Below are 15,754 nucleotides of genomic sequence, written 5' to 3'. Positions count from 1 at the left end.
CCCCGCCGACGCCCGAGCCCGATGCGACCCTGCGGGCGACGGCGGCGGCGGGGCTCCTGCTCGACCGGTACGGCGTCGTGACGCGCGGCTCGGTGCAGAACGAGGGTCTCCCCGGCGGCTTCGCCCAGGCGTACCGCATGCTCTCCGGGTTCGAGCAGGCGGGGCACTGCCGGCGCGGATACCTGATCGAGCGGCTCGGAGCCGCGCAGTTCGCGGTCTCGTCGACCATCGACCGGCTGCGGGAGTTCGCGGCCCTCGCCGACCCGCCCCCGCGCACGGGCGTCACGCTCGCCGCGACCGACCCGGCGAACCCCTACGGCGCCGCGCTGGCGTGGCCGCCGCTCGAGGGCAGCAGGCATCGCCCCGGACGCAAGGCGGGCGCGCTCGTGGTGGTGGTCGACGGCACGCTCGTGCTCTACCTCGAACGCGGCGGCAAGACCGCGCTCGCGTTCACGGACGACGAGGAGCTGCTCGCCGCAGCGGCGCGGTCGCTCGCCACGACGGCGCGGGCACGCGCGCTCGAGACGCTCACCGTCGAACAGGTCAACGGACGGTTCGTGTTCGGGACCCCCCTCGGACGGCTCCTGCGCGACGCCGGCTTCGTGGAGTCCCCCCGCGGCGTGACGCTGCGACGGCAGACGGCGGGCGACGCCGCACGCTCGGCACGCGAGAACGCGAGCGGCACGCGTGCCTGAGGGCGACACGGTCTTCCGCGCGGCGCACCGGCTGCATGCGGCGCTCGCCGGGCACGAGGTCGTGCGGTTCGATCTGCGCGTGCCGCAGGCCGCGACCGTCGACCTGCGCGGCGAGACCGTGCGCTCGGTCATTCCCCGCGGCAAGCATCTGCTCGCGCGGATCGGCGGGCTCACCCTGCACTCGCATCTGAAGATGGAGGGCGAGTGGCACGTCTACCCGCCCGGCGCGCGGTGGCGCAGGCCCGCCCATACGGTGCGCGCGATCGTCGGGGTCGCGACGGCGGATGCGGTGGGCTTCGACCTCGCGATGATCGACGTCGTGCCGACCGAGCGCGAGGACGATCTCGTCGGGCATCTCGGCCCGGATCCGCTCGCCGCGGACTGGGACGCGGTCGAGGCCGCCCGGCGCCTCGCCCTCGACGACCGCCCCGTCCACGTCGCCCTCCTCGACCAGCGGAACGTGGCCGGGTTCGGCAACGTCTACGCGAACGAGCTGCTGTTCGTGCGCGGACTCGCCCCGACGACGCCGGCATCGAGCGCCGACGTCGCCGCGCTCGTCGAGACGGGGGTGCGGATGATCCGCGCCAACCGCGACCGCGCGGCGCGCACGTTCACCGGCGAAGACCGCCGCGGACGACGGATGTGGGTCTACGGGCGGGCGGGCGCGCCCTGCCGGCGCTGCGGCACGCTCGTGCGCGAGACATCGCTGGGGGCGGCTCCCACCGCGGAGCGGAACGTCTTCTGGTGCCCGCGATGCCAGCCCGCGTCGCTCTGAGAACACCGAGCATCGCCGGTCTACACTGCGAGGGGCCCCGATGCGCGGGCCGGAAGCGAGGCACGATGAACCAGACGTCGGGGTCCGCGCGGGCGCGGACGACGCTGGCGTTCCTCCGGAGGAACATCGCTTCCGGCGAGTGGCCGATCAACTCCCGCATCCCCACCGAGCCGGAGCTCATGACGATGCTCGAAGTGGGCAAGACAACCGTCCGCGAGGCGGTGCGGTCGCTCGCGAGCCTGGGGATGCTGGAGACCCTCCCCGGGCGTGGCACGTTCGTGCGGTCGCGGACGCCGGTGAGCTCGGTGCTGACCGAGTACCTCGGCGACTACGACACCGCCGATCTGCTGGTCTACCGTCGCGCGCTCGAGGTCGAGGCCGCCCACCGCGCGGCGCTGAACCGCACCGAGCCGCAGCTCGACGCCCTGCGCGAGGTCCTGGAGAGAAGCGCCTCGGCACGGCGCGACGTCGACTATCCGCCTGTTCCCGAGCGCGGGCGGACGCCGGGACAGTTCCACTTCCTGATCATGGAGGCGAGCGGAAGCAGGCTGCTGCCGGGGGTCTACGCCGGTGTGATGGCGGTGCTCCGCCACGCTCTCGACCGCGGCGAGGTCGCCTACGGTGCCGACGAGGACGTCCGCCAGACCGATCACGATCGCATCGTCGCGGCCATCGCCGAACAGGACCCGTCCGCCGCCGCCCGCGCGATGGCCGCGCACGTGGACCGCGATCTGATCGCCCGCGTCGACATCGATCGGGTCGTGCCGGCGTAGGCGTCAGCGGGGCGGCAGCAACGACTGTAGGCCGTGGGCGATCCCCACGCGCCAGCACGCGTGATCGTGACCGCCGTTGTACTCGACGAACCGCACCCGCGCGCCGGCGCCGGCCAGCCGTGCGGCGAACGCTCGGTTCGGCTCGCGCAGCACCCATTCCTGCGCACCGACCTCGACATACGCCCGCACACAGGTGAGATCGCGGCCGCTCATCGCCGCGGTGAGATCGTCCTGCCAGAGGGACGCGGACTGGCTGAGCGCCGCCCCGACCGCATCCGGCCGGGTGAGCGCGAGCCGCAGGGCAGTGAGGGCTCCGAGGCTCTGCCCGGCGAGCACGACGTCGGCCGCATCCGGGCTCGCCGGATAGCGCGATCGCACCCAGGGAAGCAGGACGTCGGCCACCCATGAGACGGCGGCGCCTCCGTCGCCCATCTCCCGCCATCGCCGCTGCCGGCCGCCGGAGTCCGGCATGACGACCAGGGCCGGCCGCATCCGCCCGTCGGCGAGCAGGTTGTCGACGGTCGTGGGGAGCCCCTCGCCGCCGGCCCAGGCCTCCCCGTCGAGCGCCACCACGATCGGGAGCGGGAGCGGCGGGACGCCCGGAGGCTCGTACACCCACACCGTACGGTCGTCGGGTCCGGCGCGTTCGACCACCCGCCCGCGAGCGACGTCGCGCGGTCGCAGCCAGGCGTCGGCCGGGGCGTCGGGCAGCGCCACGACCGACTGCGCGACGCCCGCACGGTTGGGGCTCACGATCGGGTTCCCGGGATCGACGAGCCCCCGGTCGAGGGCGGCCCGCACCGAGACCTGGTCGAGGCCGTCGGTCCACGGCGCCGGTGCCCCCGCGGCGCGCACGAGGAAGGCGTACGACGCGCGCCAGTCGGCGCGCATCCGGTACGAGAGGTGCCAGACGTCGGTTCCCGGGACGCGGCGCATGAGGCTGTCCGAGAGGTTCCGCTCGTCGGTCAGCCGGTTGACGAACAGAAGCACCTGTTCCGCCTCCGCGTCGCGCCACAGGAAGGTGACGATGCGCTCGTCCGGCGCACCGCGGACCGACTCGATCACCGGCGTCCGCTCCAGCGACGACCAGAAGCCTGCCACCACGCGCGCGGTGTCCTCCGCGCGGGCGCCGAGCTCGTCGTGTCGCGCGAGCTCCCGCCAGAGCCGGTCGACGAGGGGGCTGATCGTACGCGGCGCCCGCTCGGGCCGCGGGATCTTCGGAGGGGCGGAGCCGCCGCTCACGGCTCGTCCCGCTCGAGGGGGATCACCAGCGGACGCCGCGAGACGGGGTCCTCGATGATCCGGCACGGCAGTCCGTAGACGTGCTCGATCAGCTCTGCCGTGACGACGTCGTGCACGTGTCCCTGCGCGACGATCGCGCCCTCGCGCATGACGATGAGGTTCGTCGCGTAACGGAACGCGAGAGCCAGCTCGTGCATCACGATCACGATCGTCTGCCCGCCGCGCTGCAGGTCGCGGGCGAGGTTCAGCACCTCCACCTGGTGGGAGATGTCGAGATAGGTGGTGGGCTCGTCGAGTAGCAGGATGGGGGTCTCCTGCGCGAGTGCCATGGCGATCCAGACCCGCTGGCGCTGGCCGCCGGAGAGCTCGTCCACCGTCCGGTCGGCGAGCTCGGCCACGCCGGCGCGGAGCATCGCGGACCGCACCGCCTGCTCGTCGGCGTCCGACCACTGCCGGAGCACGCCCTGGTGCGGGTAGCGGCCGCGGGCGACGAGGTCCTCGACGACGATGCCGTCCGGGGCGATCGGCGCCTGCGGCAGCAGCCCGAGCCGCCGGGCGACCTCCTTCGGCGGGTAGTCGCCGATGCGGCGGCCGTCGAGCTCCACCGTGCCCGTCCCGGCGGGCAGCATCCGGGCGAGGGCGCGCAGCAGGGTGGATTTGCCGCAGGCGTTCGGGCCCACGATGACGGTGAGCTCGCCGGGCGGGACGCGCACGTCCAGCCCGGCGATGATCGTGCGGTCGCCGTAGCCGACCGTGAGGCCGCGTCCGGTCAGGCGCGCGTCGACGCTCTGCGGATCGATGGGGGGCGGGGTCATGCGGGGGTGCGTCTCCATTCTCGGGCCAGCAGCCAGATCAGATAGACCCCGCCGAGCGATCCGGTGATGACGCCCACCGGCAGCTGGGTCGGGGCGAACAGCCGTTGCGCGACCACGTCGCTGACGAGCACCAGCAGCGCTCCCATCACGGCCGCCACCCCCATGCCGATCCCGCTCGGGCGGGTGAGCCGGCGTGCGAGCTGGGGCGCGGCGAGCGCGACGAAGGCGATGGGCCCCGCGGTGGCGACGGCGAGCGACACGAGCGCGACTCCGACCGCGACGAGCTCCAGCCGACGACGCTCGACGCGGATGCCGAGGCCGGTGGCGAGCTCGTCGCCCATCACCATCGCGCCCAGCGGCCGGGCGAGCAGCAGGGCGGCCGGCACCAGGACGACGACCGCGGCGAGCACGATGAGGGTCTCGGACCAGGTCGTCGCGTTGAAGGATCCGGCCAGCCACTGCCCCGCGGTCTGCGCGGCGGCGAGCGAGGCGCGCACGACCAGCAGCGAGTTCACTCCCTGCAGCACCGCCGCGACGCCGATGCCCACGAGGACGAGCCGGAGACCGGAGAGCCCGCTGCGCCAGGCGAGCAGGTAGACCACGGCCGCGGTGCCGAATCCGCCGAGCACCGCTCCGGCGGCGATCGCCGCCGGCCCGCCGTCGAACACGACGATCTGCAGCAGCGCTCCGGTGGCGGATCCGACGGTGAAGCCGATCACATCGGGGCTGCCGAGGGGGTTGGCCGAAAGCGACTGGAAGATCGCGCCGGAGACGCCGAGCGCCGCGCCCACGAGCGCGGCGGCCACGATGCGCGGCGCGCGCTGCTCCTGCACGAAGTACTGGGCGAGCGGGTCGTGGCCTCCGCCCACGAGCGCGGCGAGGGCGTCGCCGGCCGACATCGGGTAGTCGCCGAGCAGGAGCGCGACCGTCGCGGCGATCAGCGTGGCGGCGGCGAGGCCCGCCGTCACCGCGAGGCCGCGACGATCGGATCGGATCGTGATCGATCCGATCCGGAGCGTCAGATGACGCCGGGTCCGTCCGCCGGTCACAGTGCCTCGATCCTGCGCCGGCGCACGATCGCGATGAAGACCGGGCCGCCGAGGATGGCCGCCATGATCCCGACCTGCACCTCCTGGGGGGCGATCACGACGCGCGCGAGCACATCGGCCACCAGCAGCACGACGGGCGCCGCCACGATCGAGTACGGGACGACCCAGCGCTGGTCCGGCCCGCAGATCGCCCGCGCGAGGTAGGGCACGCCGAGCCCGATGAACATGATCGGGCCGACGGCGGCGGTGGCCGCCCCGGCCAGCAGGGTCACCGCGACCATGACGAGCGCGCGTGTACGGGCCACCCGCACCCCGAGGGCGCGGCCGGTGTCCTCGCCGAGCGCGAGGGCGTTCAGCGCCGGCGCCGCGCTCAACGCGAGCACGAGGCCGACGGCGATGAACCCGGCGACGGCGAACAGCACGGGGTAGCCGCGGCCCTCGACGGATCCCGCCGCCCAGAACCGGAACTCGTTGAACGCGTTCTGGTCGGCGAGGATCACCGTCTGCACGAGCGCCGAGATCGCCATGCTGATCGCGACGCCCGCGAGGGCCAGCCGCGCCGGGGTGGGACTCTGCCGCCCCGCACCGCCGAGAAGATACACGGCGACCGCGGCGAGCGCCGCACCCGCGAACGCGAACCACAGGTAGAACCAGATGCTCGCGACGCCGAACACCGCGACGGCCACGACGACGGCGAGCGATGCGCCGGCGTTGACGCCGAGGATCCCGGGGTCGGCGAGCGGATTGCGGGTGAGCGACTGCATCAGCGCGCCGGCCACGCCGAGCGCCGCGCCGACGACGACCACGAGGAGGGTGCGCGGGATGCGCTGCTCGTGCACGACGATCGACGCGAAGCCGTCGTCGGGATGCAGCAGCAGGTTCCACACCTCGCCGAACGGGAGCGGGTTGGAGCCCACCGACACCGACACCAGTGCGAGCAGGACGAGGGCGCCGAGGGCTCCCAGGACGCCCAGGGTGCGCACGGTGGCGCGTCGACGCACCGGAGCGGGCGACGGGCCCGCGCCGCGCACCGTCGCCGTCATCGCGCGGGTGCGTCGCCGCGCCTGCGCAGCAGCAGCCAGGCGGCGATGCCGCCGCCCGCGAGCACGAGCACGCCGGCGCCGACCAGCCCGACCACGGGCAGTCCGGCCGCCGTCCCCTCCGACGTCGCGGACGCGACCGGGGTCGCCGTGGGGGACGGTGCGGACGTCGCCGTGGGCGTGGGCGTCGGCTCCGGTGTCTCGACGGCGCCCGGGTCGATCGAGAGCACGCCCCCTTGACCGCTCACCTGCTCGGAGCCCGATCCCACCGTCGTCCCGGCCGCGGGCGCTGCACCTCCCCGTCCGCTCGACCCACCCGATCCGTTCGATCCGTCGGTGCCCGTGTCGGCGTTCGCCCCTCCGCTCGCCGCGACGACGGTGAAGTCGCTCCCGCCGCGACGGGTGTAGCCGATCACGCCCTGGTAGGCGCCGTCGGCGTCACGGATCTCCTCGCTCGCGAGGAATCGCAGCCAGTGCGACCCGGCCGCGATGCCGCAGGGCAGCTCGAACGAGCCACTGACCGTGCCGGATGCCGGGATGGCCTGCATGTACCAGACACCCCCGCCCTGCACCGACTCGCCGCCGTAGCCGATGCCGTCGTCGATCTTGACGTAGAGGGTCTCGCCGCCCGGGTAGCCCGATACGGTGAAGCCGATCGTCTGGCACGGCTCGAGCGTGCGGGGAGACACCGATGCGGACGTGCCCGGTGTGTCCGGGCCCGCGCCGTCGGGCGGGATGGCGGCGGCCGGCGCCGCCGGGAGCAGCACGGCGAGCGTCACCCCCGCGGCGAGGAGCGCCGCGGCGAGCCTCGACCGGCGGGGCGTGCCCGCGCGGCGCGTCACGACCGGCTCCCCGCGGCGGAGCTCGTCCGCCGCCGACGGACGACGAGCACGATCGCGAGGGCGGCGAGCACGAGCACCGCGCCGCCGCCGAGCAGCCACCAGTCGGCGGCGCTCAGCCCGCCGGTGGCGGAGATCGGGGTCGCCGTGGTCGCGTCGGCGGCGCCCGGCTGCGCGGATGCCTCGGTGTCCGCATCCGCCGCCGTCGACTCGCTCGCCGTGACCGTCGCCGTCGTCCAGCCGATCAGCTCGCCGTCCTCGTCGAGCACCGCGAGCTTGTGCGTGCCCGCCGTCAGAGCGGCGACGTCGACGCGCACCTGCCTGTTCTCGTCGACCTGGATCCAGCCGACGGGGATCGGGGTGGAGTACGCGTAGAGGTACACCCAGTCGCCCGGCTGGGTGCCAGGCAACGTGATCGTGACGACGGTGCCGTCCTGAAACCCGGTGACGTCGCCCGCGTTGTCGGACGTCAGCCCCTCGTCGGTCGCGAACGGCGCGTCGGGCACGTGCTCGGGGACCTGCGCCTGCGCGGCGGAGCGGTCGGCGAGGGTGTAGACGGGGCGCGTCGCCGCGGCCTGGCCGTCCGCCGACGGCGCGGGGACGACGGCCGTGCCGCCCGCGTCGCCGCCGGAGTCGGCGGCCGGCGGCGCCTCGACCGTCAGCCGGCCCCAGCCGCGCAGCGCGCCGAGCTCGCCCTGGTTGCCCGACTGCACGGCGACCTTGAGGGTGCCGACCGGCAGGGTCGCGCCGGCGAGCGGCGCGACCACGACCCCGGACGCGTCGGCCTGGAACCAAGTGCTCCGCCACGGGTAGCGGGGCGAGCCGTCGACCGCGTAGGGGGTGAGGAAGATCCAGTCGCCCTGCTGCGCGTCGGGAACGACGACGGTCAGCGCCGCGTCGCTCTTGGAGATCGTGACCCCGCCCGTGTTCGCCGACGTCAGCGTGGCCGCGTCCAGCGGGTCGGGGGCGCCGTTCGGGCGATAGTCGCCGACCACGAACTCCCCGGAGAGCACCGAGCGCACGGTGTCGCCCGATTTCAGCGATCCGCTGAGCAGCCGCAGCGTGTGCGCGCCCTGCGCGAACGCCGGCGTGGAGCCGTTCGCACCGGAGGTGGTGCCGTCCGGCAGGGGGATCTCGATGTCGAACGTCCCGTCGGCGGCTTCCGCGGTCGCGACCGCCCAGATCGTCTGGTTCTGGTGCAGATCGGCGGTGAGATGGCTGTACGCGCCCTCGTCGATCTTGAACGCGATCGCGGATCCTCCCCGGTTCTCGTCCGGGTGGCACCACCCGGCGCCGGTGACCCGCAGGGTGCCGCCGAGTCCGGCCTGGGGGTCCTCGATCGTCACGGTCGGCTCCGAGACGGTCGGCACGCAGGTGACCTCCTCCGCAGCGCCCCCGCCCTCGTACGGGACGCCCCCGACGGTGAGGTATCCGGTCGTGACCGTGCGGAGGACGTCGTCCGGGTCGAAGCGTCCGGACTGGAACAGCACGCTCAGGTACTGACCGGCGGTGAGTCCGTCCGGCGCGTCGATCTCGACCTCGAAGTCTCCGTCGGCGTCGATCGTGACGACGTTCGGATGGTCCTGGGGGTTCGACGGCGCGAGCAGCGTCCAGATGGTGTCGTCGCCGACGGCGGACGGATGCTGCACGACGCCGGACCCTTCGCGCGTGTACTGCTGGCCGTCGCCGTGGTTCAGCTTGATCGCGACCGTCGAGGCGCCGGTGCCGGCACGGGTCGTCCAGCCGGTGCCCTTGATCCGGATGGTGGCCCCGCTGCCCGCGTCGATGTCCTTCTCCACCCACGCGGTCGCGACGTCGCCGGTCGCCGCATCCGTGAAGGAGACGGTCTCGTGCGCCCAGGCGGGCGGATCGCTCGGGCCGGCCGGCGGCGTTCCTTCGATCCTCACGTCGGCGTTCAGCGAGCGGGTGACGTCGGGAGTGCGCGTCTCGAGCGTTCCGGAGAGGAATCGGATCTGGTGCGTGGATCCCGCCGCCCAGTCGGTCCACGTGCCGTCCGACAGCTGTGCGTTCTCGGCCGTCGGGTAGGGGATCGTCGCCCGCCAGTCGCCGTCCGCATCCGCCTCGACGATCGCGTGCAGACGTTTGTCGGTCGACACCTCGCCCGTGACGGGGTTCACCACGTCACGGGTGGTGTAGACCGTGTTCGGGTCGCCGGAACGGGTCGCGTCGATCAGCACGGAGAACACCGAGCCCTTCGAGCCGTCGAGCACCCGCCAGTTCGTGCCCGACACCACGATGTCCTCGCCCGGGACGACGACCGTCGGCACCGTGTAGGTGATCTCCCGACCGGCGCCGTCGGTGACGGTGTACGTCTCGGCGTCGGACGCGGCGACCGTGACGGGGGCGGGAGCGCTGCGCACGACGTCGCCGGTCAGCAGCGAGCCGGTCAGCAGCGTGATCGTGCGCGTGTCGCCCGGAGCCCATGCCTCCGAGGCGTCGTCGATCGTCGGGAAGGGGATCTCGAGCTCCCACTCGCCGGCCGCGCTCGCCTGCACGATGCCGTAGATGGTCTTGTTGGCCTGCACGGCGCCGGTCACCGGATGGGTGACCTCGTGCTTGGTCGAGATGAGACCGTCGGCGCCGGAGAGCCGCACCGCGATGACCGACCCGGCATCGCCGGCAAGGGTGGTCCAGCCAGAGCCGGAGAGCCGGATCGGCGCGCCCGGCTCCACGCTCTCGGCCACGTAGTAGGTCGCCCCGTCGGCCGTCGCGTACTCGACGCCGACGTGCTCGATCGGCTCGGGATCCGACTCGCCGACCATGGTCGCGTCCGTCGGCGCCTGAGCGGACTCGCCGGGTGTCGTCCGGGTCTTTCCCGGAGCCGTCTCCGCGGACACCGGCTCCGGTGAGGCCGACGCTGACGCCGCGCCCGTTGCGGAGGCGGGTGTCGCGCCGTCCGTGTCGTTCCCGGCGTCCTCCGCCGGTTCCTCCGCGGGTGCGATCGTCGCCTCGTCGGTCGCCGCCGACGAGACCGCGGCCTCCTCCGTCACGATCCCGTCGTCGGCGTGGGCGGCGGCGCCGATCGATCCGGCGGCGACGAGGGCCGCCACGATCGCGGTGGCGGCCCACCGCCGCATGCGGTCGGCGGCGGGTGTGGAGCGGTTTCGCATGGTCTGCTCTCCGGGTCGGCGTGTGGTGCGTCTATGGGGTTCGTGGGGGACGCGGTCGGAGGACCGTGCCCGGGTCATCCGAGGGCCTGCACCACGTCGTCGACGATGCGGGTCATGAGGATCGGTCCGCCCGTCGAGGTCCACGCGGACCCGTCGACGAGGATGATGCGGTCCGCCCGGTAGGCGGTCAGCTCGGCGAAGCCGGGCACGGCGACCGCATCGGCCAGGGCGAGCTCCGCATCCGAGGTGTCCGTGCCGCCGCCGGCGCTCGGGTTGTCGACGCTCGAGCCGCCGAGCGTGCCGAAGAAGATCCAGTCCGCGTCGATCTGCTGCAGGTTCTCGAGCGAGACCGGCTCGGAGTGTCCGCGACCGTTCACATCCTGGTTCTCCGGCCGCTGCAGCCCGAGATCGGTGAGGGCGCGGCCGGGCGGCAGCTCCTTGAGGATGAGGGCGGCCGAGCCGCCCTGCCAGCGCACGATCGAGAAGGTGTCGTCGGCATACGCGGTGAGGCGCGTCTTCGCCTCGGCGACGTGCGCGTCGTAGTCGGCCAGCACCTCGGCACCCTCGTCGGCCATGCCCAGCGCATCGGCGACCAGTTCGAAGTTCGTGCGCCAGTCCCCGCCGGCGTACCCGGTGTAGACCACCGGCGCGATCTGGCGGAGCGCCTCGATCACCGGAGGGTTGTTGTTGACGCTCGTGCCGTCGACGAGGATCAGGTCGGGATCCGCCGCCCCGATCGCCTCGAAGTTGGGCTGTGCCACACCACCGAGGAGAGGTATCCCGCCGGCGACGCCGGCGAGGTAGTTCGGAACCGTCGCCTGTCCCCGGCCCGTGACGGTGCCGATCGGAGTCACCCCGAGCGCGAGCACGCCGTCGAGCGTCGGCTCGGACAGCGTCACGACGCGCTGCGGGTGGTCGGGCACCTCGACCTCGGTGCCTTCCACGTCGACGATCGTGCGCGTGGGGCCCTGGTCCCGCGTCGGTGCCGGGGCCTCCCCCGCGCAGGCGGCGAGGCCCAGGACAGAGACGATCAGCATCGCGCCGACGCGCAGCGTCTTGGACAGGTTCATCAGTGCATCGCCCCACAACGCGAGGAGTCGGGATGCCTTCGCGCACAACATCAGATGTGAATAAGGCTAGGCATACCTTTTGTATCGGTCAAGTGCCCGGAGGACGTGACGACGGACACGGTGGGGGCGGACGGCCGAAGCCGCCCGCCCCCACCGCTTCGCGCCTACCCGGCCGTGCGAGCGCGGCGCACCCGGATCGCGACGAGCGCGAGTCCGAGCAACAGCGCCAGCGCACCGGCCGCGGCGTACGGGGCCATCGCGCCGTCCTGCATGCCGGTCTTCGCGAGCACCGTGGCGCCCGCCGGCGTCTCGACGACCGTGCCGGTGCCGTCCGCCGCGATGACGAACGGGACGTGCCCGAGCAGGGTGTTCGAGGCGTCGTACACTGCCAGGTGGTGCGTGCCCTCGCCGAAGCCCGCGACCGAGACGGTCGTCGAGCCTCCGTTCACGAGGAACGCGTCGAGGTACACCGGCGTGGAGTAGCCGAACACGTGCACCCACTCGCCGTCGGCGACGTCGATCCCGCTGATCGTCACGGTCGTGCCGTTCTGCACCGCGGTGAGACCGCCCGCGTCCTGCTCGAGCAGGGCGAAGGTGTCCGCCGGGACGAACGAGCGCCAGTCGGCGGGCTCGCCCGGCTTCGGGACGTCGACCGCGAGCGTCGCGGCAGCCGTGGCCGCCTCGCCGATCGCGTTGACGAACACGGCGCGGTACTGGTTGCCGCGGTCCTCACGAGTCACCTCGGCGACCGTGAGGGTCGTCGACGTGGCGCCCTCGACGATCTCCCAGTGGTCGTCGCCCGTCTTGACCTGCCACACGACCGCGGGCGCGGGGCGCCCCTCGGCGGATGCGGTGAAGGTCGCGTCCGAGCCGACCGCGACGCTCGTCGAGAGCGGCGAGGAGGTGACCACCGGCGCGTACTCCACCGTGAGGGTGGCCGCGTCCGAGGTCACCGTGCCGTGCTCGTTCGTGAACACCGCACGGTACTGGCTGGCGTGCAGCTCGCGCGTCGCCTCGATCTCGAGGGTCTCCGCGGTCGCACCGGCGACGTCGGTCCAGTCGGCGTCGCCGGTGCTGGCCTGCCACTGCACGGTCGGCGCCGGGGAACCCGACGCGGTCGCGACGAACTCGGCGGTCGAGCCGGCCACCGCGACGGCGTCCTCGGGCTGCGAGAGCACGGACGGCGCGGCGCTCTCGGCCACCGTGATGAAGTCGACCTTGCCGGTGGAGCCCCAAGTGGAGACCCAGACCTCGCCGGTGGCCTCGTTCACGCCGAAGTTGACCGAACGACCCGAGGTCGGGATGTCGGTGTACGTCGACCCGTCCTCCGCGGTCAACTCGATCTGCTCGTGCCCGTTCGCGATGTCGTACACGGTCACGCCTGCATCGAGGTTCGCCGAGTACAGCAGGCCGCGCTCCGCATCCACCTCCACCGCGTTCGTGCCGGTCGCGCTCCCGCTCGAGCCCGTGGTCACCTCGATCGAGTCGATCACCGTGCCGTACGTGCCACTGGCCGGATCGGCGTCGACGACCGTGATGACGCTGTCGTCGTACGCCGAGACGTACACGCGCTTCAACCCCTCGCTGAACGTCGGACGCGCGTTCGGGCCCACCACCGCATCCAGGGCCGTGATCGCGCCGTCGTTCAACGCGTGGTCCTGCGGGTCGCTGCCGTCGATCGCGTCGCCGTCGATGACATACAGCGTCTCGACGTCCAGCCCGGCCTCGCCGCCGTCCGCGTAGCCGCCCACGTAGATGAGGTTGTTCGCCTCGTCCACCGCGACACCCACCGAGCCCGCAGCATCCGGAACCGTGATCTGCGCCACGACGGAATCCGCACCACGCTTGGTCAGATCCAGCACGGTGATGTAGCCGTCCGGACCCGAACCGCGCGAGTTGCCCAGGTTCGTCACGAACGCCTGGTTCGTCGCATCGTTCACCGCGATACGACGCGGCCCCGCGAACACCGGCGTGCCGTCGTCGAACCGGAACACGCGATCCGCATCCGTCGGCGCGCCCTGCGACGCGCTGTACACGACGACACCACCACCGAACGCCGCCTCCGGATCACGCTGACGCGCCGTCGTCGTCACGATCGTCGCCTCGCCGTTCACATCCGGATCCACCGCCACGCCATACGGCGAGAACGTGGACCGCATGGACGACTGCGAGTTCGGGGAGTCCGCGCTCCAGGCGAAGCCCTCGCTCTCCTTGCCGCTGCCGTCGTTGCGGCTGAGGTCGAGGAAGGAGTGCGTCGCGGTCAGTTCCTTGCTCGTCGCGTCGTAGGCGACGATCTTGCCCGAGGGCTCGGTCGTCACGACTCCGTGCGCGGTGCCGTCGTTGCGGCGCAGCCCCGTGAAGTCGTGGGTCGCCTCGAGCTCGCCGGTCGCGGTGTCGAAGACCACGATCTTTCCGGTCCCCGGCGTGAACGTCGTCTCACCGGTCTCGGCGTCACGCGTCGCCGTCGACCACTGAGCGTCGGAGACGTAGACCTTGCCGCCCGCCTCGGCCAGCTCGTAGCCGTTGGCCACGCCACTGTCCTTCGACGTCACGGTAGCGCTCCAGAAGCCCTCCTCGGAGGGCTCCTCGGCGGCGACGAGGTCGACGTTCACGGTCAGGCCACGGGCCACCGACTCGCGCTCGGTGCCCAGCCCCAGCGAACCGGTGAGGAGGCTCACGCGGTGCGTGGTCCCCGCCTCCCACGCGGGCGTCGAGGGGCTGGTCCAGGAGTTCTCGGGTGTCGGGAACGGCGAGATCTCGACCTCGAAGGTGCCGTCGGCGTTCGCATCGATGATCTGCCATACGCCGTCGGGTGCGTCCTCCGGCTCGCTCGGCAGGACGTTCGGGTTGGTGCCGTTCGCGTCGAGCTTGACGGCGATGCGTGCGCCCGCGCCGCTCGTGCTCGTCCACCGCTCGCCGCGGATGACCAGCGGCTCGCCGACCGTCCACTCGGACGGGTAGAAGAGTGTGGCCTTGGGGTCGTTCACGTCGTTCGGCGCGTCGGCCGAGAGGATCGTCGGCTCAGCAGGACCGGCGGTCTCGTACGCCAGGTCGATCACGTCGACGGTGCCGGCGGATCCCCAGTTGGAGACCCAGACCTCCCCGGTGGCCTCATTCACAGCGAGCTTCACCGCGCGTCCCGATGTCTGGACGTCGGCGTAGACCGAGCCGTCCTCGGCCGTGAACGACAGCTGCTCGTAGTCGTTCGCGATGTCGTACACGGTCACGCCCGCGTCCAGGTTCGCCGAGTACAGGAGCCCCCGCTCGGCGTCGACCTCCACCGCGTTCGTGCCGGTGTTGCTCGCGCTCGACCCGGTGGTCACGTCGATGACCTTGACGATCTCGCCGTAGGCGTCGCTGTCGACATCGCCCTCGACGACCGTGATCGTCGAGTCGTCGTATGCGGAGACGTAGACCTTCTCGAGCTCGGCGTTGTACGTCGGCCGGGCGTTCCCGCCCACGACCGCCGGCAGCGCCGAGATCGCCCCGTCGTTCAGCGCGAAGCTGGTCGGGTCGCTGGCGTCGATCTTCTCCCCGTCGATCACGTACAGCGTCTCGATGCCGTTGTCGGCGTAGCCGCCGACATAGACGAGGTCGTTCACCTCGTCCACCGCGACGCCCACCGCGCCGGCGGCATCCGGAACCGTCACCTGCGCGATGACCGACTCGGTGCCGCGCTTGGTGAGATCCAGCACCGTGATGTAGCCCTCGCGCGTCGACGCGCCACGGGAATCACCGAGGCTCGTGACGTAGGCGAGGTTCTTCTCGTCGTTGACCGCGATGCGACGCGGCCCCGAGAACACCGGAGAGCCATCGGCATAGTCGAACACCCGGTCCGCGTCGGTCGGCGCACCCTGCGACGCGCTGTAGACGACGACACCGCCGCCGAAGCCGTACTCCGCATCCTGCTGCCGCGCCGTCGTCGTGACGACGACGGCCTCGCCGTTCACATCCGGATCGACGGCCACGCCGTACGGCGAGAACGTCGTGCGCATGCTGGTCTGCGAGTTCGAGGTGACGCCCTCCCAGCTGAAGGGCTCGTTCTCCGGGGTGCCGATGACCTTCTGCTCGACGCGCCACTGCGCGTCGGCGATGTAGACCTGCTGGCCCGTCCGGTCGTAGGCGAGCTGATATCCGCTGGTCACACCGGTGTCGAGAGACTCGACCGATGCGTTCCAGCTGGAGGCGCCGTCGCCCTCGTCCGCGAATGCCGCGACGGGGGTCGCGACGAGGCCGAAGCTCGTCACGGCCGCTATCGCGATACCGAGGCGACGGCGGGACGATGATGTGTCGTCACGCATGTGATGCCTTTCTGGGTTCTCGGG

Annotated in this window: 10 protein-coding genes and 1 pseudogene; 3 read left to right on the top strand and 8 right to left on the bottom strand. The window is 72.5% G+C overall.

All coding sequences use genetic code 11. The annotated features are described in order from the left end of the window. The 3 genes and pseudogenes from GVL03_RS12400 to GVL03_RS12390 all read left to right on the top strand — a co-directional run. A pseudogene (locus GVL03_RS12400) lies at nucleotides 1–695 on the top strand (ATP-dependent helicase); the annotation flags it as partial. Next, the gene (locus GVL03_RS12395) at nucleotides 688–1,470 is read left to right on the top strand and encodes a DNA-formamidopyrimidine glycosylase family protein (RefSeq protein WP_159501314.1); all 783 of its coding nucleotides are present in this window, start codon (nucleotides 688–690) and stop codon (nucleotides 1,468–1,470) included. The pseudogene GVL03_RS12400 and the gene GVL03_RS12395, both read left to right, overlap by 8 nt. 65 nt (nucleotides 1,471–1,535) lie before the next feature. Further along, entirely contained in the window at nucleotides 1,536–2,243 is a 708-nt protein-coding gene (locus tag GVL03_RS12390) for a FadR/GntR family transcriptional regulator (RefSeq protein ID WP_159501313.1), read from the top strand. 3 nt (nucleotides 2,244–2,246) lie between these two features. Here the strand turns inward: GVL03_RS12390 and GVL03_RS12385 are convergent, their stop codons facing one another. The 8 genes from GVL03_RS12385 to GVL03_RS12350 all read right to left on the bottom strand — a co-directional run bounded on the left by GVL03_RS12385 (nucleotide 2,247) and on the right by GVL03_RS12350 (nucleotide 15,730). Then, the gene (locus GVL03_RS12385; RefSeq protein WP_159501312.1) at nucleotides 2,247–3,485 is read right to left on the bottom strand and encodes an enterochelin esterase domain-containing protein; all 1,239 of its coding nucleotides are present in this window, start codon (nucleotides 3,483–3,485) and stop codon (nucleotides 2,247–2,249) included. Beyond that, entirely contained in the window at nucleotides 3,482–4,300 is an 819-nt protein-coding gene (locus tag GVL03_RS12380; protein WP_159501311.1) for an ABC transporter ATP-binding protein, read from the bottom strand. The genes GVL03_RS12385 and GVL03_RS12380 overlap by 4 nt, the downstream gene beginning before the upstream one ends. Next, nucleotides 4,297–5,349: an iron chelate uptake ABC transporter family permease subunit gene (locus tag GVL03_RS12375; RefSeq protein ID WP_159501310.1), complete on the bottom strand. Its 1,053-nt coding sequence runs from the start codon at nucleotides 5,347–5,349 to the stop codon at nucleotides 4,297–4,299. The genes GVL03_RS12380 and GVL03_RS12375 overlap by 4 nt, the downstream gene beginning before the upstream one ends. Then, nucleotides 5,346–6,392, bottom strand: coding sequence for an iron ABC transporter permease (locus GVL03_RS12370; RefSeq protein ID WP_159501309.1), 1,047 nt, complete (start codon nucleotides 6,390–6,392; stop codon nucleotides 5,346–5,348). The genes GVL03_RS12375 and GVL03_RS12370 overlap by 4 nt, the downstream gene beginning before the upstream one ends. Beyond that, nucleotides 6,389–7,231 (bottom strand): hypothetical protein, encoded by an 843-nt coding sequence (locus GVL03_RS12365; RefSeq protein WP_159501308.1) that lies wholly within the window; start codon nucleotides 7,229–7,231, stop codon nucleotides 6,389–6,391. Before GVL03_RS12365 ends, GVL03_RS12370 begins: the two co-directional genes overlap by 4 nt. Continuing rightward, nucleotides 7,228–10,359 carry a hypothetical protein gene (locus GVL03_RS12360; protein ID WP_159501307.1) on the bottom strand — a complete coding sequence of 1,044 codons (3,132 nt, stop codon included), beginning with the start codon at nucleotides 10,357–10,359 and terminating at the stop codon, nucleotides 7,228–7,230. Before GVL03_RS12360 ends, GVL03_RS12365 begins: the two co-directional genes overlap by 4 nt. 74 nt (nucleotides 10,360–10,433) lie before the next feature. Beyond that, nucleotides 10,434–11,429, bottom strand: coding sequence for an iron-siderophore ABC transporter substrate-binding protein (locus GVL03_RS12355; protein ID WP_159501306.1), 996 nt, complete (start codon nucleotides 11,427–11,429; stop codon nucleotides 10,434–10,436). 164 nt (nucleotides 11,430–11,593) lie between these two features. Next, on the bottom strand, nucleotides 11,594–15,730 hold the full coding sequence (locus GVL03_RS12350) for an immunoglobulin domain-containing protein (protein ID WP_159501305.1): 4,137 nt from the start codon (nucleotides 15,728–15,730) through the stop codon (nucleotides 11,594–11,596). Nucleotides 15,731–15,754: the final 24 nt, after the last annotated feature.

This window comes from Microbacterium sp. 18062, from assembly GCF_902706225.1.
Classification (GTDB): domain Bacteria; phylum Actinomycetota; class Actinomycetes; order Actinomycetales; family Microbacteriaceae; genus Microbacterium.
This window is presented reverse-complemented; position numbering and strand designations above follow the sequence as displayed.

Bases quoted from the DNA above. Each gene is read 5' to 3' on its own strand.
- GVL03_RS12380 (WP_159501311.1), bottom strand. From the start codon at position 4,300: ATGACCCCGCCCCCCATCGATCCGCAGAGCGTCGACGCGCGCCTGACC.
- GVL03_RS12370 (WP_159501309.1), bottom strand. From the start codon at position 6,392: ATGACGGCGACGGTGCGCGGCGCGGGCCCGTCGCCCGCTCCGGTGCGT.
- GVL03_RS12390 (WP_159501313.1), top strand. From the start codon at position 1,536: ATGAACCAGACGTCGGGGTCCGCGCGGGCGCGGACGACGCTGGCGTTC.
- GVL03_RS12350 (WP_159501305.1), bottom strand. From the start codon at position 15,730: ATGCGTGACGACACATCATCGTCCCGCCGTCGCCTCGGTATCGCGATA.
- GVL03_RS12355 (WP_159501306.1), bottom strand. From the start codon at position 11,429: ATGAACCTGTCCAAGACGCTGCGCGTCGGCGCGATGCTGATCGTCTCT.
- GVL03_RS12360 (WP_159501307.1), bottom strand. From the start codon at position 10,359: ATGCGAAACCGCTCCACACCCGCCGCCGACCGCATGCGGCGGTGGGCC.